This window comes from Escherichia sp. WS2035, from assembly GCF_046487065.1.
GTDB lineage: Bacteria > Pseudomonadota > Gammaproteobacteria > Enterobacterales > Enterobacteriaceae > Escherichia > Escherichia coli.
In genome coordinates this window covers 240,424-263,528 of sequence record NZ_JBJQKD010000004.1, presented here as the reverse complement: position 1 = coordinate 263,528, position 23,105 = coordinate 240,424, and the positions used below count along the sequence as shown (strand labels likewise).

At 50.5% G+C, this 23,105-nt stretch carries 23 protein-coding genes and 1 tRNA gene; 8 read left to right on the top strand and 16 right to left on the bottom strand.

Annotated elements, in window-relative coordinates; all coding sequences use genetic code 11:
- Positions 1 to 32: 32 nt before the first annotated feature.
- The 3 genes from ACJHX4_RS10245 to ACJHX4_RS10235 all read right to left on the bottom strand — a co-directional run bounded on the left by ACJHX4_RS10245 (position 33) and on the right by ACJHX4_RS10235 (position 1,106).
- Positions 33 to 140 (bottom strand): type I toxin-antitoxin system toxin Ldr family protein, encoded by a 108-nt coding sequence (locus ACJHX4_RS10245; RefSeq protein WP_001295224.1) that lies wholly within the window; start codon positions 138 to 140, stop codon positions 33 to 35.
- A gap of 375 nt (positions 141 to 515) precedes the next feature.
- Positions 516 to 623, bottom strand: coding sequence for a type I toxin-antitoxin system toxin Ldr family protein (locus tag ACJHX4_RS10240; RefSeq protein WP_000170745.1), 108 nt, complete (start codon positions 621 to 623; stop codon positions 516 to 518).
- A gap of 375 nt (positions 624 to 998) precedes the next feature.
- Positions 999 to 1,106, bottom strand: a complete 108-nt coding sequence (locus tag ACJHX4_RS10235) for a type I toxin-antitoxin system toxin Ldr family protein (RefSeq protein WP_001295224.1) — start codon at positions 1,104 to 1,106, stop codon at positions 999 to 1,001.
- Positions 1,107 to 1,581: 475 nt separating this feature from the next.
- On the opposite strand from ACJHX4_RS10235, the gene ACJHX4_RS10230 reads away from it, so the two are divergent.
- Positions 1,582 to 2,853 (top strand): aromatic amino acid transport family protein, encoded by a 1,272-nt coding sequence (locus tag ACJHX4_RS10230; protein WP_001296513.1) that lies wholly within the window; start codon positions 1,582 to 1,584, stop codon positions 2,851 to 2,853.
- A 29-nt stretch (positions 2,854 to 2,882) separates the two neighbouring features.
- Here the strand turns inward: ACJHX4_RS10230 and dppF are convergent, their stop codons facing one another.
- The 9 genes from dppF to ACJHX4_RS10185 form a co-directional block, all read right to left on the bottom strand.
- Complete coding sequence (gene dppF / locus ACJHX4_RS10225) at positions 2,883 to 3,887, bottom strand: dipeptide ABC transporter ATP-binding subunit DppF (protein ID WP_000103571.1); 1,005 nt, start codon at positions 3,885 to 3,887, stop codon at positions 2,883 to 2,885.
- Entirely contained in the window at positions 3,884 to 4,867 is a 984-nt protein-coding gene (gene dppD, locus ACJHX4_RS10220) for a dipeptide ABC transporter ATP-binding protein (RefSeq protein ID WP_001196477.1), read from the bottom strand. Before dppD ends, dppF begins: the two co-directional genes overlap by 4 nt.
- 10 nt (positions 4,868 to 4,877) lie before the next feature.
- The gene (dppC, locus tag ACJHX4_RS10215; RefSeq protein WP_000084677.1) at positions 4,878 to 5,780 is read right to left on the bottom strand and encodes a dipeptide ABC transporter permease DppC; all 903 of its coding nucleotides are present in this window, start codon (positions 5,778 to 5,780) and stop codon (positions 4,878 to 4,880) included.
- A gap of 9 nt (positions 5,781 to 5,789) precedes the next feature.
- On the bottom strand, positions 5,790 to 6,809 hold the full coding sequence (gene dppB / locus ACJHX4_RS10210; protein WP_000938855.1) for a dipeptide ABC transporter permease DppB: 1,020 nt from the start codon (positions 6,807 to 6,809) through the stop codon (positions 5,790 to 5,792).
- Positions 6,810 to 7,115: 306 nt separating this feature from the next.
- Entirely contained in the window at positions 7,116 to 8,723 is a 1,608-nt protein-coding gene (gene dppA, locus ACJHX4_RS10205) for a dipeptide ABC transporter substrate-binding protein DppA (RefSeq protein WP_001222871.1), read from the bottom strand.
- Between the two features lie 743 nt (positions 8,724 to 9,466).
- A tRNA-Pro gene (locus tag ACJHX4_RS10200) sits at positions 9,467 to 9,543 on the bottom strand.
- 91 nt (positions 9,544 to 9,634) lie between these two features.
- Positions 9,635 to 11,326, bottom strand: coding sequence for a kdo(2)-lipid A phosphoethanolamine 7''-transferase (gene eptB / locus ACJHX4_RS10195; protein ID WP_001269202.1), 1,692 nt, complete (start codon positions 11,324 to 11,326; stop codon positions 9,635 to 9,637).
- 323 nt (positions 11,327 to 11,649) lie between these two features.
- Entirely contained in the window at positions 11,650 to 12,858 is a 1,209-nt protein-coding gene (locus ACJHX4_RS10190) for an MFS transporter (protein WP_000189046.1), read from the bottom strand.
- 228 nt (positions 12,859 to 13,086) lie between these two features.
- Positions 13,087 to 13,785, bottom strand: a complete 699-nt coding sequence (locus ACJHX4_RS10185) for an autotransporter outer membrane beta-barrel domain-containing protein (RefSeq protein ID WP_001532036.1) — start codon at positions 13,783 to 13,785, stop codon at positions 13,087 to 13,089.
- A gap of 157 nt (positions 13,786 to 13,942) precedes the next feature.
- Between ACJHX4_RS10185 and tag the strand changes: the two genes are divergently transcribed.
- Both tag and ACJHX4_RS10175 read left to right on the top strand, forming a co-directional pair.
- Positions 13,943 to 14,506 (top strand): DNA-3-methyladenine glycosylase I, encoded by a 564-nt coding sequence (gene tag, locus ACJHX4_RS10180; RefSeq protein ID WP_000438947.1) that lies wholly within the window; start codon positions 13,943 to 13,945, stop codon positions 14,504 to 14,506.
- Entirely contained in the window at positions 14,503 to 14,943 is a 441-nt protein-coding gene (locus ACJHX4_RS10175) for an N-acetyltransferase (RefSeq protein ID WP_000617494.1), read from the top strand. Before tag ends, ACJHX4_RS10175 begins: the two co-directional genes overlap by 4 nt.
- Here ACJHX4_RS10175 and bisC read toward each other — a convergent pair.
- A complete protein-coding gene (bisC, locus tag ACJHX4_RS10170; protein WP_000013977.1) occupies positions 14,912 to 17,245 on the bottom strand; it encodes a biotin sulfoxide reductase in 2,334 nt (777 codons plus the stop codon). The two genes, ACJHX4_RS10175 and bisC, sit on opposite strands and share 32 nt — an antisense overlap.
- Before the next feature lie 152 nt (positions 17,246 to 17,397).
- On the opposite strand from bisC, the gene ACJHX4_RS10165 reads away from it, so the two are divergent.
- Both ACJHX4_RS10165 and ghrB read left to right on the top strand, forming a co-directional pair.
- Positions 17,398 to 18,057: an OmpA family lipoprotein gene (locus ACJHX4_RS10165; protein ID WP_000747631.1), complete on the top strand. Its 660-nt coding sequence runs from the start codon at positions 17,398 to 17,400 to the stop codon at positions 18,055 to 18,057.
- Between the two features lie 103 nt (positions 18,058 to 18,160).
- Entirely contained in the window at positions 18,161 to 19,135 is a 975-nt protein-coding gene (gene ghrB, locus ACJHX4_RS10160) for a glyoxylate/hydroxypyruvate reductase GhrB (RefSeq protein WP_000805025.1), read from the top strand.
- A 49-nt stretch (positions 19,136 to 19,184) separates the two neighbouring features.
- Here the strand turns inward: ghrB and ACJHX4_RS10155 are convergent, their stop codons facing one another.
- Positions 19,185 to 19,895, bottom strand: coding sequence for a DUF3053 domain-containing protein (locus ACJHX4_RS10155; RefSeq protein WP_000190516.1), 711 nt, complete (start codon positions 19,893 to 19,895; stop codon positions 19,185 to 19,187).
- 433 nt (positions 19,896 to 20,328) lie between these two features.
- Here ACJHX4_RS10155 and ACJHX4_RS10150 point away from each other — a divergent pair, with 433 nt between their 5' ends.
- The 3 genes from ACJHX4_RS10150 (at position 20,329) to ACJHX4_RS10140 (ending at position 21,323) form a co-directional block, all read left to right on the top strand.
- Complete coding sequence (locus ACJHX4_RS10150; protein WP_000455798.1) at positions 20,329 to 20,619, top strand: HTH-type transcriptional regulator; 291 nt, start codon at positions 20,329 to 20,331, stop codon at positions 20,617 to 20,619.
- A 280-nt stretch (positions 20,620 to 20,899) separates the two neighbouring features.
- Positions 20,900 to 21,112, top strand: a complete 213-nt coding sequence (gene cspA / locus ACJHX4_RS10145) for an RNA chaperone/antiterminator CspA (protein ID WP_000014594.1) — start codon at positions 20,900 to 20,902, stop codon at positions 21,110 to 21,112.
- A gap of 139 nt (positions 21,113 to 21,251) precedes the next feature.
- Positions 21,252 to 21,323, top strand: coding sequence for a hypothetical protein (locus ACJHX4_RS10140; RefSeq protein ID WP_212734107.1), 72 nt, complete (start codon positions 21,252 to 21,254; stop codon positions 21,321 to 21,323).
- Here ACJHX4_RS10140 and hokA read toward each other — a convergent pair.
- Positions 21,300 to 21,452: a type I toxin-antitoxin system toxin HokA gene (gene hokA, locus ACJHX4_RS10135; protein WP_001135731.1), complete on the bottom strand. Its 153-nt coding sequence runs from the start codon at positions 21,450 to 21,452 to the stop codon at positions 21,300 to 21,302. The two genes, ACJHX4_RS10140 and hokA, sit on opposite strands and share 24 nt — an antisense overlap.
- A gap of 100 nt (positions 21,453 to 21,552) precedes the next feature.
- Positions 21,553 to 22,922 (bottom strand): IS3-like element IS150 family transposase gene (locus ACJHX4_RS10130; protein WP_087522250.1). Its coding sequence is split into 2 segments (ribosomal slippage): positions 21,553 to 22,442 and positions 22,442 to 22,922, totalling 1,371 coding nucleotides; the frame shifts between segments, so codons are not numbered across the junction.
- Positions 22,923 to 23,105 lie beyond the last annotated feature (183 nt).

Below are 23,105 nucleotides of genomic sequence, written 5' to 3'. Positions count from 1 at the left end.
CCATTACGGCAGCCTGACGCCCGCATGACACGTTACTTCCGCTTGTTCAGCCAGTTCACGATCATACTGGCAAGAATGCCAGCAATGACCGGAGCCGCTAAATCATGCCAGAAGGCCATGCCCAGCTCTGCGAGCGTCATATAGCCGCCTGTGTTGTAATGACAACGTTTCGCGGCTATTCTTGAGTTGTTAAGGTTCAAGATTAGCCCCCGTGATGTTGTCAGGTGCATACCTGCAACGTACGGGGGTTTTCTCTCTCCAGCAACCAATGCCACCAGGGATAAAGCCCCCGCAACATTGCGCCTCACCGGAACCTTTCCGGCTTGCCGCTGATTCTACGACTGTTTTTCTGCTCCGGAATCCGTCACTTCTTCACTCTGTGCTGCGCATTCCGCAGAATATTATCCGCTTGCAACCGTTGCATTTTTCTTACGAAAAAGGCCGCAGAGTTTCACCTCTGCGGCCTGGTCCGGGCGCAAATTGCCATTACGGCAGCCTGACGCCCGCATGACACGTTACTTCCGCTTGTTCAGCCAGCTCACGATCATACTGGCAAGAATGCCAGCAATGACCGGAGCCGCTAAATCATGCCAGAAGGCCATGCCCAGCTCTGCGAGCGTCATATAGCCGCCTGTGTTGTAATGACAACGTTTCGCGGCTATTCTTGAGTTGTTCAGGTTCAAGATTAGCCCCCGTGATGTTGTCAGGTGCATACCTGCAACGTGCGGGGGTTTTCTCTCTCCAGCAACCAATGCCACCAGGGATTAAGCCCCCGCAACATTGCGCCTCACCGGAACCCTTCCGGCTTGACGCTGATTCTACGACTGTTTTTCTGTTCCGGAATCTATCACTTCTTCACTCTGTGCTGCGCATTCCGCAGAATATTATCCGCTTGCAACCGTTGCATTTTTCTTACGAAAAAGGCCGCAGAGTTTCACCTCTGCGGCCTGGTCCGGGCGCAAATTGCCATTACGGCAGCCTGACGCCCGCATGACACGTTACTTCCGCTTGTTCAGCCAGTTCACGATCATACTGGCAAGAATGCCAGCAATGACCGGAGCCGCTAAATCATGCCAGAAGGCCATGCCCAGCTCTGCGAGCGTCATATAGCCGCCTGTGTTGTAATGACAACGTTTCGCGGCTATTCTTGAATGGTCTAGATGCAAGAATGGCCCCCGTGATGTTGTCAGGTGCATACCTGCAACGTGCGGGGGTTTTCTCTCTCCAGCAACCAATGCCACCAGGGATAAAGCCCCCGCAACATTGCGCCTCACCGGAACCCTTCCGGCTTGCCGCTGATTTTACGATTGCTTTTTGCCGTCAGCACCCGGCAATCTTCCTCATTGCGTGATGCCTTCCAGCTTAATTTCTTTATTTGCAATAGTTGCAGCTCATATCCGGGCTGACTCCAGACTAGTAGTGAAATGCGCAATTTTGTAGAATTGCGCCTCCTCGCGACCTCCCCAGTGAATCTGTTGCCTCATTTTTTACATACTGCGTATTCGACTTCTCCACCTGTTGCGCAAGAGAAACTGGGTTTATTCATTTTTGCGAGGCCGACTTCTTTCTGGACAGGACTTTATGCAGCACAACACACTACCGAAACACGATCAGAAATTGCCGTTTACACGCTACGACTTCGGCTGGGTTTTATTATGCATAGGCATGGCGATTGGTGCCGGAACCGTGCTGATGCCAGTACAAATTGGCTTGAAGGGAATTTGGGTATTTATTACCGCAGCGATCATTGCTTATCCTGCCACCTGGGTAGTACAGGACATTTATTTAAAAACCCTTTCTGAAAGCGATTCCTGTAATGACTACACCGATATTATCAGTCATTACCTGGGGAAGAACTGGGGAATTTTCCTCGGGGTTATCTACTTTTTGATGATTATCCACGGGATTTTTATCTACTCTCTCTCCGTGGTTTTCGACAGCGCCTCGTACCTGAAAACCTTCGGTTTAACCGATGCCGATCTTTCTCAATCTCTATTTTATAAAGTCGCCATTTTCGCCGTACTGGTGGCGATTGCGTCTGGTGGTGAACGATTACTGTTTAAGATTTCCGGACCAATGGTGGTGGTCAAAGTAGGGATTATTGTCGTGTTCGGTTTTGCGATGATCCCGCACTGGAATTTCGCCAATATAACCGCCTTCCCGCAAGCCTCCGACTTTTTCCGCGATGTCCTGCTTACTATTCCATTTTGCTTCTTTTCCGCGGTATTTATTCAGGTACTTAACCCAATGAATATTGCCTATCGTAAACGGGAAGCGGATAAAGTACTGGCAACCCGGCTCGCGCTGCGTACCCACCGAATTAGTTATGTCACGCTCATCGCGGTGATCCTGTTTTTTGCCTTTTCGTTTACCTTCTCAATTAGCCACGAAGAAGCCGTTTCTGCCTTTGAACAAAATATCTCGGCACTGGCACTGGCCGCGCAGGTGATCCCTGGGCATATCATTCATATCACCTCTACGGTGCTGAATATCTTTGCCGTACTGACTGCATTCTTTGGCATTTATCTCGGTTTCCACGAGGCCATTAAAGGCATTATTCTCAATCTGTTAAGCCGAATTATTGATACCAGGAAAATTAACTCACGCGTGCTGACTCTGGCGATCTGCACTTTTATCGTCATTACGTTGACGATTTGGGTTTCGTTTCGTGTATCGGTACTGGTGTTCTTTCAGTTGGGAAGCCCGTTATATGGCATTGTGTCGTGCCTCATTCCGTTTTTCCTGATCTATAAAGTCTCACAACTGGAAAAACTTCGCGGGTTTAAAGCCTGGATGATTCTGCTGTACGGCATTTTGTTATGCTTGTCGCCACTGTTGAAGTTGATTGAGTAAACCGGAGCGCATGGCCCCGGTTTTGTGAGTTAACGCTGCGGATTTTCATCCTGATCAACGGCAAAACAAGCTACCAGTTGACCGCCGTAGTCTTTTAGCTGCGGCTGCAACTGGATGCAGGGGCCGAAGCGCCGACGACAGCGGGCGTTGAAGGCGCAGCCTGGCGGTGGATTCAGCGGGCTTGGCAGTTCACCGGTAAGTTTGATGCGTTCGCGACGATCGTCCGGGTTCAGGCGTGGTGTCGCGGAGAGCAGCGCCTGAGTGTACGGGTGGCGCGGGTTATTGAAGATTTGGTCCTTCGTCCCCTTCTCCACGCAGCGGCCCAGGTACATCACCATCACTTCATCAGCAATGTGCTCCACCACCGACAGATCGTGCGAGATAAAGACATAAGATAGCCCCAGTTCCTGCTGCAAATCCATCATCAGATTCAGCACCTGCGCACGCACTGAGACGTCCAGCGCGGAAACCGGCTCATCGGCAATCACCACATCCGGGTCGAGCATCAGACCTCGGGCAATGGCGATACGCTGACGCTGACCGCCGGAGAACATATGCGGATAGCGGTCATAATGCTCGGTTTTCAGGCCGACTTTCGCCATCATCGACAGGGCTTTTTCCCGACGCTGTTCTTTGCTTAAGCTGGTGTTGATCAGCAGCGGCTCTTCGAGAATCTGCCCAACTTTTTTACGCGGATTCAGCGAACCGTAAGGGTTCTGGAAGACAATCTGGATTTTCTGCCGACGTAGCTTCTGCGCCTGCGGATCGTGCTTGAGCAGATCCTGCCCCTGGTAATACAGTTCGCCGCCGGTGGGCGTTTCAATCATCGTCAGCAACCGACCTAGGGTCGATTTACCGCAGCCAGATTCACCTACTACTGCCAGCGTTTTGCCACGTTCAAGGTTAAACGAAACGCCATCCAGCGCCTTCACCAGACGTTCCGGCGCGAACATGCCTTTCTTCACCGGATAATGTTTTTTCAGGTCGATAGCCTGCAACAGCGGTTGTTGCGGGGTGGCCTCATGCGTACTCATAGTGTCGGCCTCCCGGCATCATCAAGTGGGTAATGGCATTTGGACTGACGCCCGTCAGCGAGCATATTCAGCGCCGGTTCTTCAGCACGGCATTTGTCAGTGGCGTAGGGGCAGCGCGGGTTAAGCAGGCAGCCGTTCGGGCGGTCGTACTTGCCGGGAACGACACCTGGCAACGACGCCAGACGTTCTTTGTCCTGAGCAAATTCCGGCAGCGCACGCAGCAATGCCTGAGTATACGGGTGACGCGGCGCATGGAAGATAGCGTGCGCATCGCCCGTTTCTACTACCTGGCCTGCATACATCACGATAATTTTATGTGCCGCTTCCGCCACCAGCGCCAGGTCATGGGTAATTAACACCAGCGCCATGTTCTCTTTCTGCTGTAGCTCCAGCAGCAGTTCGATAATTTGCGCCTGAATGGTCACGTCCAGCGCAGTGGTTGGTTCATCGGCAATCAGCAGTTTTGGCCGACAGGCAATCGCCATGGCGATCATCACGCGCTGGCTCATGCCGCCGGAAAGCTGATGCGGGTAAACATCCAGACGCGATGCCGGATCGGGAATACCGACCAGATTCAGCAGGTCAATCGCTCGCTGACGGCGGGTACTTTTGTTGCCGCCTTGATGCACCTTAATCGCTTCCATAATCTGGAAACCCACGGTGTAGCACGGGTTAAGGCTGGTCATCGGGTCCTGGAAGATCATTGCCACTTCGGCACCCACCAGGTTGCGGCGCTCTTTTTCTGAGATACGCTGCAAATCCTGACCGTTAAACTCCAGCTTTTCCGCCATTACGCGGCCCGGATAATCAATCAGCCCCATAATCGCCAGCGAACTGACCGATTTACCAGAGCCGGACTCACCCACAATCCCGACCACTTCACCCTGTTTTACGCTGTAGCTGATGCGGTCTACAGCGCGGAACGGTGCGCTTTCGTCGCCGAAATGCACCGATAATTTATCTACATTTAATAACGCCATCTCGAACCTCTTACTGCTTCAGTTTGGGATCGAGCGCGTCACGCAGACCGTCACCCATCAGGTTAAATGCCAGCACCGTCAGCAGGATCGCCAGACCCGGGAAGGTCACGACCCACCAGGCGCTTTGCGCGAACTGCAACACGTCAGAGAGCATGGTGCCCCACTCCGGCGTTGGCGGCTGCGCGCCCATGCCGAGGAAACCAAGAGCAGCCATATCGAGAATGGCGTTAGAGAAACCGAGCGACGCCTGAACAATCAGCGGCGCAAGGCAGTTCGGGAAGATGTTAATAAACATCTGGCGCATTGCCCCGGCACCCGCCACGCGAGACGCGGTGACGTAATCGCGGTTAACTTCCACCAGCACGGCGGCGCGGGTTAAGCGCACATAATGCGGCAGCGCAACGAAGGTTAGCGCCAGCGCGGCGTTACCAATCGACGGGCCGAAAATCGCCACCAGCACCAGTGCCAGCAGTAGACTTGGCAGCGCCAGCATGATATCGACCACGCGCATGATGATGTTATCGACCAGACCGCCAAAGTAACCAGCGATCAGGCCGAGAATAACGCCCATAATCAGCGATAACACCACTACCAGACAGCCAACCAGCAGCGACAAGCGCGCGCCGTACATCAGCCGCGACAGCACATCACGCCCCACGTCATCAGTGCCCAGCAAGTGCGCCATGCTGCCGCCTTCCTGCCAGGCAGGCGGGGCAAGCAGTGCATCGCGGAACTGTTCCGCTGGGTTATAGGGTGCAATCCAGTTGGCAAAGATCGCGATAAACAGCACGATGACGACGTAAACCAGCCCGACAACCGCGCCTTTGTTGCGTTTAAAATAGTGCCAGAACTCCTGTAACGGGGTCATCGGCACCGGTGCGCTAATCACTTTATTTTCAGTAACCTGTGACATGATGCCCCCTTACTTCTTATGACGAATACGCGGGTTCACCACGCCGTACAGCAGATCGACCAGCAGGTTGACGAGGATAATCATCGTCGCCACCAGCAATACGCCGCCCTGCACTACCGGATAATCGCGGCGTTGCAGTGCGTCAATCAACCAGCGCCCCAGACCCGGCCACGAGAAGATGGTTTCAGTCAGAATCGCCCCCGCCAGCAATGTTCCCACCTGCAGGCCGATAACGGTCACCACCGGCAGCATCGCGTTACGCAGCGCATGGACGATAATCACCCGCATCCGGGTAAGACCTTTGGCACGCGCGGTGCGGATATAATCTTCGCCCAGCACTTCCAGCATCGAGGAGCGCGTCATACGCACAATGACCGCCAGCGGAATAGTACCCAGCACAATGGCGGGCAGGATCATATGGGCGACGGCATCGATAAAGTTACCGTCTTCACCCCAGATGGCGGTGTCGATCAGCATAAAACCGGTTAACGGATTGGAATCATCGAGGAACACCATGTCGCTCACGCGACCGGAGACAGGCGTCAGGTTCCAGTGCACCGAAACCAGCATGATCAACATCATGCCCCACCAGAAAATTGGCATCGAGTAGCCGGTCAGCGCCAGGCCAACCGCTGTGTGATCGAAAATGGAACCACGTTTAACCGCAGCCAGCACACCAACCGGAATCCCGACTGCGGTCGCAAAAATCATCGCGCAGACGCCAAGTTCCAGCGTGGCCTGAAAGCGCGGCACGAACTCTTCCCATACCGGAATTCGGCTTTTCATGGAAATGCCTAAATCACCGTGCATTACGCCCCAAATGTAATGGAGATACTGCTGCCACATCGGTTTATCTAAGCCGAGTTCAGCCAGCAATTGCGCGTGACGCTCTGGGGAGATCCCACGTTCGCCCGCCATGATCATCACCGGATCGCCCGGGATCATGTGGACAAAGGCAAATGTGAGAAGGGTAATACCGATAAACGTGGGGATGACGAGTCCCAAACGTCGGAGAATAAACTGCAACATAACCCGGATTCTCTATAGTGACCCGCAGCCTGGAACTGCGTGTCTGTATTGCTCACAAATCAATTCCCGCCCTTGTGGGACAGGGAATGAAGTATTGCTGCCGGATGGCGCTGCACGCAGAGGCACAGCGCCACCGGGTATGCAGATTGTTGACAAAGAGCGCTTTGTTTATGCCGGATGCGGCGCAAACGCCTTATCCGACCTACAAAATCGTGCAAACTCAATACATTGCAGAGTTTTCGTAGGCCTGATAAGCGGAGCGCATCAGGCAGTTTTGCCTTTGCCATCAGTCTTGTATGGCTTTAATTATTCGATAGAGACATTTTCGAAGTGATGTTTGCCTAATGGATCAACCACATAGCCTTTAACTTCTTTGCGTACCGGTTCAAACACGGTGGAGTGAGCGATGATCAGTGCCGGAGCCTGATCGTGCATCACGACCTGTGCTTGTTTGTACAGTTCAACACGTTTATTGTGGTCGTCGGTAGCACGCGCCGGTTGAATCAGATCTTCAAACGGTTTGTAGCACCATTTTGAGTAGTTGGAGCCTTGTTCAGAGGCGGCGCAGCTGAACAGGGTGGCGAAGAAGTTATCCGGATCCCCGTTATCGCCAGTCCAGCCCATCATTACCGTCTGATGCTCGCCATCTTTCGCACGCTTGAGGTACTCACCCCATTCGTAGGTGACGATTTTGGCCTGCACGCCCACTTTCGCCCAGTCTGCCTGAATCATCTCCGCCATGCGGCGAGCATTCGGGTTATACGGACGTTGTACCGGCATTGCCCACAGGTCGATGGAGAAACCTTTTTCCAGACCCGCTTCTTTCAGCAAGGCTTTCGCTTTTTCAGGATCGTAAGTGTAGTCCTGAACGTCGTCGTTATAGCCCCACATGGTTGGCGGGATCAGGTTTTTCGCTGATACGCCCGCGCCCTGATAAACCGCTTTGATGATGGCGTCTTTGTTCACCGCGTAGGTCAGAGCCTGGCGAACTTTCACGTCATCCAGTGGTTTTTTCTGCACGTTATACGAGAGATAACCGACGTTCAGCCCCGGCATTTCCATCAGGTTGATGGATTTATCCTGCTTCATGCGGGCGATATCTGCCGGGTTCGGGTACGGCATCACCTGGCATTCGTTCTTCTGCAATTTCGCGTAACGCACGGAAGCGTCAGGAGTAATAGAGAAGACCAGCGTATCGATCTTCGGTTTGGTGCCCCAGTAGCCATCAAACGCTTTATAGCGAATACGGGAATCTTTCTGGTACTGCTGTAACTGGAACGGGCCGGTACCGATTGGGTTGAGGTCCAGTTTTTCCGGTGTACCGGCTTTCATCATCGCGTCAGCATATTCTTTTGACAGAATAGAGGCGAAGTCCATTGCCAGGTCAGCGAGGAACGGCGCTTCCGGGCGAGTCAGCACAAACTGAACGGTGTTATCGTCCACCTTTTTCACTTCGCTGATCAGCTCTGGCAAGCCCATGCCTTCGAAGTATTCGTAGCTGCCGCCAGAGACTTTATGGTACGGGTTTTGCGCGTTTTTCTGACGATCGAACGAGAACACTACATCATCGGCATTCAGTTCGCGCGTCGGTTTGAATTCTTTATTGTCGTGCCACTTCACACCTTTACGCAGATGGAAGGTATAGGTTTTACCGTCTTCACTGACTTCCCACTTTTCAGCGAGGCCCGGGATGACTTCAGTGGTGCCGATTTTAAATTCAACCAGACGGTTATAAAGCGGTACGGAAGAGGCGTCATAGGTGGTGCCGGAGGTAAACAGCTGCGGGTTAAACCCTTCCGGAGATCCTTCTGAGCAATAAACCAGAGTTTTAGCCTGAACACTTGCTGCGACGGTCATAGCCACCAGGCTGAGACCAAGCTTCAGCATCCCTGACTTTTTCAAGGAAATACGCATTATTCTGCTCCAATTGTGATGTTTGTTGTTTTAACCCTTTGCAGTGGGTTGTCGCTGCCTGACCTTTTTTGTTTTTTGCCCGGTCGGGTCAACGTTATGAGGTGGGGATGCCGTACTAATTAACATCAGTGTAACAGTGCGGATCCTCCATAAAATGCCCCTCGTGACCTACAATCTGTCAACAGAATGTGAAAACGTCAATACAGCCAACCGGGATTTACACCAACGGTGAGAATCCACAAACAAAGATTAAAAAAACTTCAAACAGCTATTTGCAGCAGAGAAATTTGTGCTACGCCAACACAACCAGAACAATCAGCTTAATATTTAGCAACATTTGGTGATTAAGTTTTATGCATTTAATGAAAAAAATCTGAGGTAAAGGTGGATATCTGAGCGATTAATACCATGAACGCTAAAACGCACAGCGGAAAATGCCAGCGCCAGCCATAAGTAACGCAAAAAAAGATTTAAGCAAATATAAAAAAAGACAATGGTTTCTGTCACAAATCCGTTAATGGATAGTGAGATATGGGGCGCAAATTTGACAGGGAAATGTGTGGTGTGTAGATCGGATAAGGCGGTCGCGCCGCATCCGACAATGGGCCGGTACATTTGCCTGATGCGACGCTGGTGCGTCTTATTAGGCCTACGTCGAGTCGAACCTCCCCGCCCCCGGGGGTTCTCTTCCTCATGAGTTACAGATGCAAAAAAGCCTGCTCGTTGAGCAGGCTTTTCGAATTTGGTCGGTGATAGAGGATTCGAACCTCCGACCCCTTCGTCCCGAACGAAGTGCGCTACCAGGCTGCGCCAATCACCGAATGCGGGGCGCATCTTACTGCGCAGATACGCCCTCGTCAATCCCTTAATAGCAAAATGCCTTTTGATCGGCGAGAAAGTCAGCAGGCCTCTTAGTTAGCCGCCGCCTCTCTTGCCTGCGGGATGTGGCACCAGTTGTTGTTTTCGTTAATTCCACCATCCGGTGAAGTATAGCCAAGACAACCCATGATGGTGTCGTACAGCTCTACATGACGGCGTGGCACTTTCATGTCGGCTTCTTTTTTCAGCTGCGCAAATGCCTGCGCATTGACCGGATTTTCCAGATATTTATCCGACATCCAGACCATCATCGGCACACGGAACTGTTCCGGCGGTGCCAGTTCACGCGGCGTGCCGTGCAGGTGCTCGCGTTCATTAATTGACTCACCGTGGTCAGCTGCATAGAACACAATCGCTTTCTTATCGCGAACCTGATCAATCACGCTGGAAATAAAGTGATCCACATAGGTCACCGAGTTGTCGTATGAGTTGATCATCTGCGCTTTGGTACAGCCGCTATCAACACCAATACATTCCGGCTTCCACTGCGCAAAGCTGCGCGGGTAACGCTGGGTGTAGTTAAAGTGTGAGCCTTTGGTATGCAGAATGATCAGATGCTTACCATCCGGGTTGCGCCCCAGCGATTGCTGCATTTCGTCTACCAGCAACATATCATCTACCGGTTTGCCACGGTTACGTGGCTCCGCACCAATCTGCTCACGATAAGCAATGTTGTCCGCCATCGTATTGCTGTAGAACCACATTTCGCTTTGCATAGCGTAGAGATCAGAACTGAATCCTAACTGCTTCAATACCGCGAAAATGTTCTGTTCTTTTAATGTGCGCTGCGGATTATCTTCTGCTCCACCCTGACGTACAAACATGCAACGCAGTGAGAGTTTGGTTGCAGTATCACAGGAGTAACCACGGAACGCCGCCAGATTTTTCTCCTGAGCCAGTTTCGGTGTGGTATTGCGTTCATAGCCGAAAATGCCCATATGATCCCAGCGCGTGGTTTCACCAATAATGAAAACGACATATGTATCATCAACGTTTTGTGGAGCCTGGTACGTAAACTTCTTCGCAGGGTTAAGGAGAGAATTGTTATCGGAAGATTCATCGACCCGCGCCCAGGCATAAAGACCTAATGCCGAAAGCCAGTTTGATGGCAGATAAGAGTTCGCGACGACGCCGCCATAACTCGGCAAATCAACACCTGTCGCCCTCTCCACTTTCTTCTGCTGGATATCCAGCAAACGAATCGGTGCCCAAACCATAATACCTGCCAGTACGACGACCGCCAGGCTGCGAATACGTTGCCCTGGGGTTCGCAGTTGTCGGAGCAAGGTGTAACGACAGCGGTTATTCCAGATAAGGATAAGAGGCAACGCGCTTACGGCGATTAACCAGAGAATAAAGTTCAGACCAACAACTTCTTTTGACAGGTCGATATCGGTGGTCATGACGGATGCGATGATGCCATAACCAATGACTACATTAAGGAAGGTCATGTAATAGCTGGCACCTGCAGAAAAGAGCACCACCAGCGATGCCAGAATACGCCAGCTGCGGCGGCCAAACAGCGAAAGCAGACGCAGTAAAAAGAAGGTCACCAGTACGGTGGCGGCCAGTTCAACAACAGCAGAAATGCCTTTCCAGACGGTAAAATCGTGCGCATAGCTGCCAAAGCGGCGGTAAAAAACCGCGCCATTCATAAAAAGGCCAATATAGATTGCAAGCAAAAAGCTCAGCTTCTGCTGTGTAATCGATTTGATGTATCTCATGCAAACAAACCCTGGACAAACAGGTGATAACACCCTGCTTAGTGGCTTTTCAGGCCAGGCAGGGGAAAAGTGCGGAGGTAGTCAGATAAGTAAAATCTACACGCGCGAATAAGTAGACCACAGCAAAGGGAAAAAGTGTGGGGAAAGAGTGTGCACGAAGCACAAATTTACAAAAATGCAAGTTTGAAAAGAGACTTTAGCGTTACAAAAAGCAGTAAAAAGGGCCAGTTAACTGGCCCAAATTTTACGCGTTATTGTTTATACATTTCGTTGATGCGTTTGATGCACACTGAAGCTGAAGCCCAGTAGCTCACGGCTGAGCATTAAAGGGAGCCATGCGCCTCACGCAACATTTTCTGCTCTGGCTGGCGAATGGTCGTAGAAAGCGCCAGTGACAGAATCAGCAGGGCGAAAATCACGTAGAAAGTCACATAGAATCCGCCAAACAGTGAAGCGATAATCGAACCACAAATGCTGCCGATACCGAAACCGAGGTAAATGACGCCGTAGTTTTTCGCCAGGTTATTGAGGCCGAAGAACTCACTGACCAGTGACGGGAACACCGTAATCGTGCCACCAAAGTTAAATGCCACACAGGCAATCGCTGCAAAGAACGTCACTGCATTCAATGGTGCAAACAGCAGGGCCGCCATACCCACCAGCGCAATCACCTGACCAATGGTGATAACACGGATACGGGCGATTTTGTCAGACAGAATGCCCAGCACCAGACGACCAGAAAGGTTGGCGATGGAAATAACCGTCACAGCATTGGCTGCGGAAATTGCATCAAGATGCGCCAGACTTTGAGCGATATCTTTCGCTACACCAATCACATACAGACCACTCATGCACGCAGTCAGGAACATAACCGCTAACATCCAGTACTGCGGTTTACGCATCGACTCTGCCAGGGTGTAGTCCTTCTCCACCACACCATTGCTGGTTTTCACTTCCTGCTTCGGCGCATCTTTCATTAACGTTGCGCCAAAGACAATCATCACCAGTACAATCGCGCCCCAAATAACAAAGGTTTTTTCCAGACCCACCGTTTCGAGCAGGTGCGTGTCGATAAATTTAAAACCCAGGCTGCCCAGACCATAAGAACCGATAGCAAAAGCAGAGATAAGTCCCTTACGCTCCGGAAACCACTTCACGCAGTTAGAGAGCGTCAACAGGTAACCCGCACCATCCGCCAGACCAACCAACACACCGGCGCTTAACCACAGCATCATCAGGTTGTTGGAATGTGCTGTCAGGAAGAAACCTAATCCCAGCAAAATGCCGGAAGCCATAGTGACGCGTTTAACACCAAAACGTTCCTGCAATTTGCCCGCAACAGAAGACGAAATTGCCAGCCCCAGACTTAACAAGCCGAAAGAGAAAGCAACCTGGCTTACAGGAGCCCCCAGCTTGGCAGAAAGCGCACCGTTAAACAGACTCCAGGTATAAACCGACCCCAGAGCAAACTGGGTAATGATAGTACCGATGAGTGTCAGCCAGCGAGTACGCTGATAATTTGAAGGTGTCATGGCAGTATTCCTGCAGTAATAAAAAGGAAAAATCTCTGCTGACAACCATAACGAAGTGCGCTTTATGCCTGGGGAAAAACGGCATGAAATGCCATCAGAACGGAATGAAATGCATTAGTTCAGGAATGAATGACTCGACAATTATTCGCCAAATTTATTATTTAGTAAGTTAGTCCCCACTATCGCCACATTAGTTGTTATTTATGGGTTTCAATTGTATCTATAACGTTAAAATCTGGCACTAACCCCCATCGTATACAGATAGTCGCTATTGTTAGTGGTATTTTCTGCCTGAGATAGCGCAGCATAGGCAGCAATATTTTGATTGAGCAACATATCAGCGCCTACGGTGACATCCAGCCAGTTGCCGTTCTGGTTTGTCGCCGTCATCCGGCTCAGGCCTGATTGCGCCTTCCAGATATTCTCGCCAAATTGCTGGTTATAGCTGATTTGCGCCCAGGGTCGGAGATCGCCAAGCCGGGAGTCAACACGCCAGCCTAAGGTACTCACGCTGGCATGCCATAACGGATCGGCCAGCGTGGTAGTACTGTCGCCAAACTCGTTATACATCGAGGTGGTTGTGCCATCGTAATGTAATGCCGCGACCGGGCCGGTTGTAACCTGCTCATATAAAGGAAAATTCCAGCCCATACTCATACTGCTGGTCACATCCACAGGGGTTTCTTCCGCCAGATTGACTTCCAGTCCCAGCGCCCTTTGGCTACTTTGAATACGTTGCGACAAAATATCGTTGTAATCAGGTTGATGATCGCTATCCCAGGTGTAATGCTCTGTGGAATGTCCGGGTTGCGTATCAACGATATATTCTTGTTGCCAGGCGTAAGCTGTGTTGAGAAAAAAGGCACTGATTACCACGCTCGCAAGCAGGCTTAGCTGCCAGCGACCACCGCTTTTTTTTATGATCATTAACACGACTCCAGGGAAGAGCCGAATTCGGCAATATTATTGTCATTGTATGAAGGATATCGGGCATAGTAGCCCTGTATTAAATATTGACTTTTTCACCGATGCGTCAAGAAAAGCGGCTGAAATTTTTACGATCGGGTACATAGCGAGGGAAAGTATGGAACGTTGCGGCTGGGTGAGTCAGGACCCGCTTTATATTGCCTACCATGATAATGAATGGGGCGTGCCTGAAACTGACAGTAAAAAACTGTTCGAAATGATCTGCCTGGAAGGGCAGCAGGCTGGGTTATCGTGGATCACCGTCCTCAAAAAACGCGAAAACTATCGCGCATGCTTTCATCAGTTCGATCCGGTGAAAGTTGCCGCAATGCAGGAAGAGGATGTCGAAAGACTGGTACAGGACGCCGGGATTATCCGCCATCGTGGGAAAATTCAGGCAATTATTGGTAATGCGCGGGCGTACCTGCAAATGGAACAGAACGGCGAACCGTTTGCCGACTTTGTCTGGTCGTTTGTCAATCATCAACCACAGGTGACACAAGCCACAACGTTGAGCGAAATCCCCACATCTACACCCGCCTCCGACGCCCTATCTAAGGCACTAAAAAAACGTGGTTTTAAGTTTGTCGGTACCACAATCTGTTACTCCTTTATGCAGGCATGTGGGCTGGTGAATGATCATGTGGTTGGCTGCTGTTGCCATCCGGGAAATAAACCATGATTCGGGAAGCGCAACGTTCAGAACTCCCCGCGCTCCTCGAACTGTGGCTGGAAAGTACAACCTGGGGGCATCCCTTTATAAAATCGAGTTACTGGCGTGACTGCATTCCGCTGGTGCGGGATGCGTATCTTGCCAACGCGCAAAACTGGGTCTGGGAAGAAGACGGTAAGCTTCTCGGTTTTGTCAGCATTATGGAAGGCCGATTTCTGGCAGCAATGTTTGTCGCACCGAAGGCCGTCAGGCGCGGTATTGGTAAGGCGCTGATGCAGTATGTGCAGCAGCGCCATCCCCATCTGATGCTGGAGGTTTATCAAAAAAATCAACCGGCGATAGATTTCTACCATGCGCAGGGTTTTCACATTGTCGATTGCGCATGGCAGGATGAAACCCAACTACCCACCTGGATTATGAGCTGGCCGGTGGTTCAAACGCTGTAACTGTCAGTTCCGGACCGTTGTATTTTTCCAGCCATGCCAGCGCCGTATTACCCGCACAGCCATTCCCCAGCCGCGAGCTGGGGAGATCTTTGGTCAGCACGTTCACTGCGCCGTTTTTACAAATGCCGTCAGCGGTTAAATCCAAATCCGGCCATGCGCCTTCGTGAATACAAATCACGCCAGGTTTAATTCCCTCGCTAATGACCGCGCCGGCAAGAATTTGCCCGCGTGAGTTCCACAGCCGAACAGTATCGCCATCTTGTATGCCGCGCGTCTGGGCATCGTCAGGATGAATGGTGACAGGCTCACGATTTGCCACCGCGTACAATTCGCGCAGAGAACTGTAATTCAGCTGGCTGTGCAGACGATGCGCCGGATGAGCAGAAAGTACCTGCAACTGTTCCGGTTCGGCATTACCCTGCCATTCGTCCGGCGCCAGCCACATTGGATGCCCCGGGCAATCCGGATAAGCGTAATCGGCAATACGCTGCGAGAAGATTTCAATCTTACCGCTGGCGGTTTTTAATGGATGCGCCTGCGGATCGCGGCGAAAATCGGCGAAGCGAATAAACCGCTCACTGTCCGGGTTTTCCGGCATCTCAATTAACTGGTTGGCTTGCCAGAACTCAGCAAATGGCGGCAATTCAACCTGCTGGCTTGCCCCGCGCTGCCGGGCAACGTTATAAAACGTTTCCAGCCATTGCAGCTCACTTTTTCCTTCCGTAAAACGTGCATAACCGCCCTTCTCCCAACGTTCACTCAACTCGGCAAAAACATCAAAATCATTACGCGCTTCATCGCGTGGCGGCACCACTTGCTTCATCGGCACCAGATGCTGATTACTGTAATCACCGGTCATGGTGAGATCATTACGCTCAAAAGAGGTGGTCGCAGGCAGAACGATATCCGCGTGTTTCGCCGCAGCCGTCCAGAAGCATTCGGAGATCACCACCAGCTCCGGTTTTTGCCAGGCACGGATCAGGCGATTGGTATCCTGATGATGAGTAAAGTTGGCACCACCCGCCCACCAGATAAAACGAATATCCGGGAAATGTCGGTCCATACCGTTATGTTGATATGCGCCACCAGGGTTTTCCAGTGCTTCAACAATGCGGGCGACAGGGATTTTATCTACCGCATCGGTGCCACCCGGCAAGCTGCCCTGCATGGAAGAGAGCACCGCAGCGCGGCGCGTGGGGTTACCACCATTGGCAAAATGGTAAGAAAGACCAAAACCGCCGCCGGGTGTGCCGATTTGCCCCAACATTGCCGCCAGCGTGACGATCATCCAGTGTTTTTGCTCACCAAACTGTTGGCGCTGCATTCCCCAGCCTGCCATCAGCATGGTTGTATTTTGGTGGAAAATAGCCGCCAGCTCGCGGATTTTCGCTGCGCCAACACCACAAATCTCTGCCGCCCATTCGGCGTTTTTCGCTATTCCGTCACTCTCGCCCAGCAAATAAGAGGCGAAGACAGCATAACCTGTGGTGCAACGCGCCAGAAACGCTTCGTCGTGCCAACCATTTTCCACCAGCGTATGGGCGATCCCCAGCATCAACGCAACATCGGTGCCCATGTGCGGTGCCACCCACTCCATTTTATCGCCAAAGAAATCGACGGTTTCCGATCGCATTGGATCAATGCAGATCAGCTTTTTCCCGCTGTCACGCAGTGCGGAAAAGTAAGAAAGCCCCTGCTCATCGGATGCATTCCACGCAATTTTCAGCGTATTGAGTGGGTTAGCACTCCACAGCACCACGACATCGCTATGTTCCAGCACCAGCGGCCAACTGGTTTGCTGTTGATAAACTTCGCTGCCACCCACGACATACGGCATGATCGCCTGTGCCGCGCCGGTCGAATAATCCCCCAGATGCCCAGTATAACCGCCTGCCAACGCCATATAGCGTTGTAATAATGTCGAGGCCTTATGCAGCACGCCGTTTGAACGCCAGCCGTAGGAACCAGCAAAAATCGATGCCGGACCATAAGCCTCACGAATGCGTTTATGTTGATGGTGAATAAGCTCCAGCGCCTCATCCCAACTCACGCGAACAAATTCATCCTGCCCACGAATGCCTTGCGGATTTTCCGGTGACGCAAGAAAGCCTTTGCGCACCATTGGAAATCGCACCCGCGTATTGCTGTGAACCTGGTCGCGAACCGCGCTCTGCAAGGAGTTTTCCATTCCTGTGGCTAACGCGCCACGCGAGCTAAACACGGTTTCGCCGTCGGTTTCAACCAGCATAGGCCCCCAGTGGGCGGCAGTCAGAACGGAATATCGTGAGGATGAGTTGGCCAAACCGAAGACTCCTGAAAGGTTAGATGTATTGAGCAGTTAAATATTACTTACAAATTTCCGAGTATTCCCAGGAATAATCTTCATGCTCACGCGGCATAATCTCCCGCCACGGAACCCGTGGCAAAGAATAAAAAGGTTATTAAGGATTAACAATGAAGAAACGTGTTTATCTTATTGCCGCCGTAGTGAGTGGCGCTCTGGCGGTATCTGGCTGTACAACTAACCCTTACACCGGCGAACGCGAAGCAGGTAAATCTGCTATCGGCGCAGGTCTGGGCTCTCTCGTTGGCGCGGGTATTGGTGCGCTCTCTTCTTCGAAGAAAGATCGCGGTAAAGGCGCGCTCATTGGCGCAGCAGCAGGCGCAGCTCTGGGCGGCGGCGTTGGTTATTACATGGATGTGCAGGAAGCGAAGCTGCGTGACAAAATGCGCGGCACTGGTGTTAGCGTAACCCGCAGCGGGGATAACATTATCCTCAATATGCCGAACAATGTGACCTTCGACAGCAGCAGCGCAACCCTGAAACCGGCGGGCGCTAACACCCTGACCGGCGTGGCAATGGTACTGAAAGAGTATCCGAAAACGGCGGTTAACGTGATTGGTTATACCGACAGCACGGGGAGTCACGACCTGAACATGCGTCTCTCCCAGCAGCGTGCGGATTCCGTTGCCAGCGCGTTGATCACCCAGGGCGTGGACGCCAGCCGCATCCGTACTCAGGGCCTTGGCCCGGCTAACCCAATCGCCAGCAACAGCACCGCAGAAGGTAAGGCGCAAAACCGCCGTGTAGAAATTACCTTAAGCCCACTGTAATCCCTTTCATGTCAGGTGATGCAGAAATCACCTGGCATTCTTCAGTTTTCCTTCATCATATTTCAGGCTAAGGTGATCGCCTTATCAGTGAATGGAGAGAAGCATGAAGCCGTCCGTTATCCTCTACAAAGCCTTACCTGATGATTTACTGCAACGCCTGCAAGAACATTTCACCGTTCACCAGGTAGCAAACCTCAGCCCACAAACCGTCGAACAAAATGCAGCAATTTTTGCCGAAGCTGAAGGCTTGCTGGGTTCAAATGAGAATGTTGATGCCGCATTGCTGGAAAAAATGCCGAAACTGCGTGCCACATCAACGATCTCCGTCGGCTATGACAATTTTGATGTCGATGCGCTTACCGCCCGAAAAATTCTGCTGATGCACACACCAACCGTATTAACAGAAACCGTCGCCGATACGCTGATGGCGCTGGTGTTGTCTACCGCTCGTCGGGTTGTGGAGGTAGCAGAACGGGTAAAAGCAGGCGAATGGACCGCGAGTATAGGCCCGGACTGGTACGGCACTGACGTTCACCATAAAACACTGGGCATTGTCGGGATGGGACGGATCGGCATGGCGCTGGCACAACGTGCGCACTTTGGCTTCAACATGCCCATCCTCTATAACGCGCGTCGCCACCATAAAGAAGCAGAAGAACGCTTCAACGCCCGCTACTGCGATTTGGATACTCTGTTACAAGAGTCAGATTTCGTTTGCCTGATCCTGCCGTTAACGGATGAGACGCATCATCTGTTTGGCGCAGAACAATTCGCCAAAATGAAATCCTCCGCCATTTTCATTAATGCCGGACGTGGCCCGGTGGTTGATGAAAATGCACTGATTGCTGCATTGCAGAAAGGGGAAATTCACGCCGCCGGGCTGGATGTCTTCGAACAAGAGCCACTGTCCGTAGATTCGCCGTTGCTCTCAATGGCCAACGTCGTCGCATTACCGCATATTGGATCTGCCACCCATGAGACGCGTTATGGCATGGCCGCCTGTGCCGTGGATAATTTGATTAATGCGTTACAAGGAAAGGTTGAGAAGAACTGTGTGAATCCGCACGTCGCGGACTAAGCCGCGACTGCGAGGAGTAAAGCCCGATAATCGCTCGGGCTTTTACTCTTTATTGGGTTGCAGTAACTGCTGTAGTCCAGGCCTGATTAAACGCCTGATGTTGTGCCGGTAATGGCGCAATCAGTTTGTTATATTCACTTGCCTGCTGTGAAGTCGGGAACTGGATGCCATTTGCGACAAAGCTCACCTGAGTACCTTGCTGAGCAATGTAGTCTCCAACCATCACCAGTTGTTGCGTGAAAGTTTGTGCCGCCGGAATCAACGGTTGCAATGCATCAGCTGGCGTCGTTACCACTTTGGTGAATGCCTGATCAAAGACCGGTTTCAGGTCATCACTCTGTTTTAACGCAGAGTGCGCAGCATCGGCCTGCAACTTCGCATTTTGCAGCTGTTGCGCCAGCACACCCAGCGAACCGTTCATTTCACGCAGCGGACCGCTTTGCGTAACGTAATCCTGCGGTACGCGAATTGCGTTAACGCTGTCTACAACCGGGCGCAGACCGGAATCCATCGCCTGATTCACCTGCTGAGAATAACCATACAGAATCGCGTAATCAGAGACAAAAGGACCAAACTGTTTTTTCTGATCGGCAGTCAGGGTTGGTAGACGTTCACCGCTACGCATCACTGTATTCTGCAGGAAGTCGATAAACGCTTTACGCTGATCGCCTTCTTTATCAAAACACCCACTCAGGCTAACTACCATTAATAACGCCGCAAGAGGCGCAAACCAGCGAGAGCAGGACTTTCCTGTCGCCATTTTCTTACTCCTTTCACCCAAAAAAAGCGCACAACGACACACGCGTGTCTGACGTGACAAGGATAGTCCAGGACAGGCTTGCAGGATACCCTTTCTACATAATCTTCCTGGTAAAATCATGGAGAAAATGAAACAAGGTTAATTTGTTGTTTCATTGTTAAAAAATGATATTGCCGTTGCCTTTTTTGTAGCCAGAGATTTACGCCTTCGCAGAACGTTAGATTTTCGAAATCTTTACAAACCGGGAGTGGTAAGAGATATATCGGCATTTATCAGATCGTTAGGTGGCTATAAGTCACGCTAAATGACTGGCTGAATCGAATCATAGTCAGAGTATGCCCTGACTACACCCCGCTGTGTCTGTTTTTCCCGACTATTCTTAATGAGCTTCGATGCAATTCACGATCCCGCAGTGTGATTTGAGGAGTTTTCAATGGAATATAAAGATCCAATGCATGAGCTGTTGAGCAGCCTGGAACAGATTGTTTTTAAAGATGAAACGCAGAAAATTACCCTGACGCACAGAACAACGTCCTGTACCGAAATTGAGCAGTTACGAAAAGGGACAGGATTAAAAATCGATGATTTCGCCCGGGTTTTGGGCGTATCAGTCGCCATGGTAAAGGAATGGGAATCCAGACGCGTGAAGCCTTCAAGTGCCGAACTAAAATTGATGCGTTTGATTCAAGCCAACCCGGCATTAAGTAAGCAGTTGATGGAATAGGCTTTTATCCACTTTATTTCTGTTTACGGTCCTGATAACAGGACCGTTTTCCAACCGATTAATCATAAATATGAAAAATAATTGTTGCATCACCCACCAATGCGTGGCTTAATGCACATCAACGGTTTGACGTACAGACCATTAAAGCAGTGTAGTAAGGCAAGTCCCTTCAAGAGTTATCGTTGATACCCCTCGTAGTGCACATTCCTTTAACGCTTCAAAATCTGTAAAGCACGCCATATCGCCGAAAGGCACAATTAATTATTAAAGGTAATACACTATGTCCGGTAAAATGACTGGTATCGTAAAATGGTTCAACGCTGACAAAGGCTTCGGCTTCATCACTCCTGACGATGGCTCTAAAGACGTGTTCGTACACTTCTCTGCTATCCAGAACGATGGTTACAAATCTCTGGACGAAGGTCAGAAAGTGTCCTTCACCATCGAAAGCGGCGCTAAAGGCCCGGCAGCTGGTAACGTAACCAGCCTGTAATCTCTGCTTAAAAGCACAGAATCTAAGATCCCTGCCATTTGGCGGGGATTTTTTTATTTGTTTTTCAGGAAATAAATAATCGGTCACGTAATAAAATCTATTATTATTTTTGTGAAGAATAAATTTGGGTGTAATGAGAATGCGTAACGCCGTAAGAAAGGCGGGAATAACTTCCCGCCGAAGATTCTTACTCTTTCAATTTGCAGGCTAAAAACGCGGCCAGCTCATAATTCTCCTGTTTAATATGCAATTCACACAGTGAATCTCTTATCATCCAGGTGAAAAATAAAAGCGTGAAACAAATCACTATTAAAGAAAGTAATCTATATTTCTGCGGCATCCCAGCCTCCTGTGTTGATTTCCAACGAGTAAGAGGCTAACCTTATGGTGTTCAGGCATAGGGTAGCCTCACTTTGTACTGACCCCAGAAAGTTGGACAGTTAAACACGAGGCATATAGGTCTGATTCCGATATTCAATTGGAGTCAGACCTTTTAATTTCAGGCTAATTCTTCTGCTGTTGTAGTATTCAATATATTCCGTAACAGCATCCTTCAGCTCGCTTATATTACTGAACTCATCAAGATAAAAACACTCCGACTTTAAGGTTCCAAAGAAACACTCCACCACAGCATTATCCAGACAATTGCCTTTTCTGGACATGCTTTGTTTAATACCATGTTCTTTAAGGATATTTTGATATCTTCTCATACGATACTGCCATCCCTGGTCAGAGTGCAGAACAGGATGCTCGTGAGGATTAAGCTTTTTGAATGCCTGATCGAGCATATTCTCGACCATGTTCATCACTGGTCTTTCCGAAAGGCTGTAAGAAATAACTTCATTGTTGAAGAGATCTATTACTGGAGACAAATACAGCTTGCGCCCATTGACTGCAAATTCAGTAACATCGGTAACCCACTTCTCGTTTGGCCGCGTAGCCTTGAAATCTCTTTGGAGAACATTGGGGGCGGTTTGCCCTACCTCTCCTCTGTAAGAGCGGTATCGCTTGACCTTAATCGCTGCCTTCAGTGAGAGGATTCCCATCAGGCGCTGAACAGCTTTATGGTTAATCTGTTTCCCTTCTCGATGAAGAGACAGCGTTACCCTACGGTATCCGTATCGGCCTCTATTCTCATGATAAATCTCACCAATACGCTTTTTAACGTCCGCATACTTGTCAGGCTTGCTGAGAGCCTTTAGATGGTAATAAAACGTACTGCGCGGTATCTCCGCAGCCCTGAGAAGCTCATCAAGAGGATAAAACTGCCTTAGCTCGTTGAGTACTTTCACTTTTTCGTGGGATGAGCTAAGGCTTTCAGCTTTTTTAGATACACAAGCCGCGTTTCAAGAAATCGAACTTGCCTTTCAAGATCCTCAATGCGTCGGTCTTTTGACAGCTCCAATGCTGATGCCGCTTTTTCTGGATCAACTGATATTGCAATGTTTCTTTTGGTGCCAATCTTGAGCGCGCGTAAACCAGCTTCTCCGCGCTCTTCATAAACCTTCAGCCACCTGGCTACAGAACCACTACCAGCAAGCATAAAGTGAGCAGCAGCCTGATTAAGGGACATGTGCTGCTCGATCACCGCTTTCACGACCTTAATACGCAACTCAGGATCAGCACTAACACCTTTAGGTTTGGGAATTAAACCTTTTTCTCCATGTTTTTCATAGAGGGCAACCCATGTCCTGACCTGGGTTCGGGGGACACCAAAACGTGCCGAGATGATCCTGTAACCATCATCAGTAGTGAAGTAGTGATTCACGACTTCAAGGCGCTTTTCAAAAGGGTATTTTGGCTTTGACATATCAGGGGCTATTCCATTTCATCGTCCAACAAAATGGGTGCAGTACACTTTGATTTATAGTCAGGTGGGGCTTTTCTCTGTCTGCCTTTCGGTGAATACCTGAGACAAACAGCCTCAAGCACCCGTGGCTATTCCAGCTTAATAAGTTCGTTTCTTCTCCTTGATATAATCCTAAAAAAATCT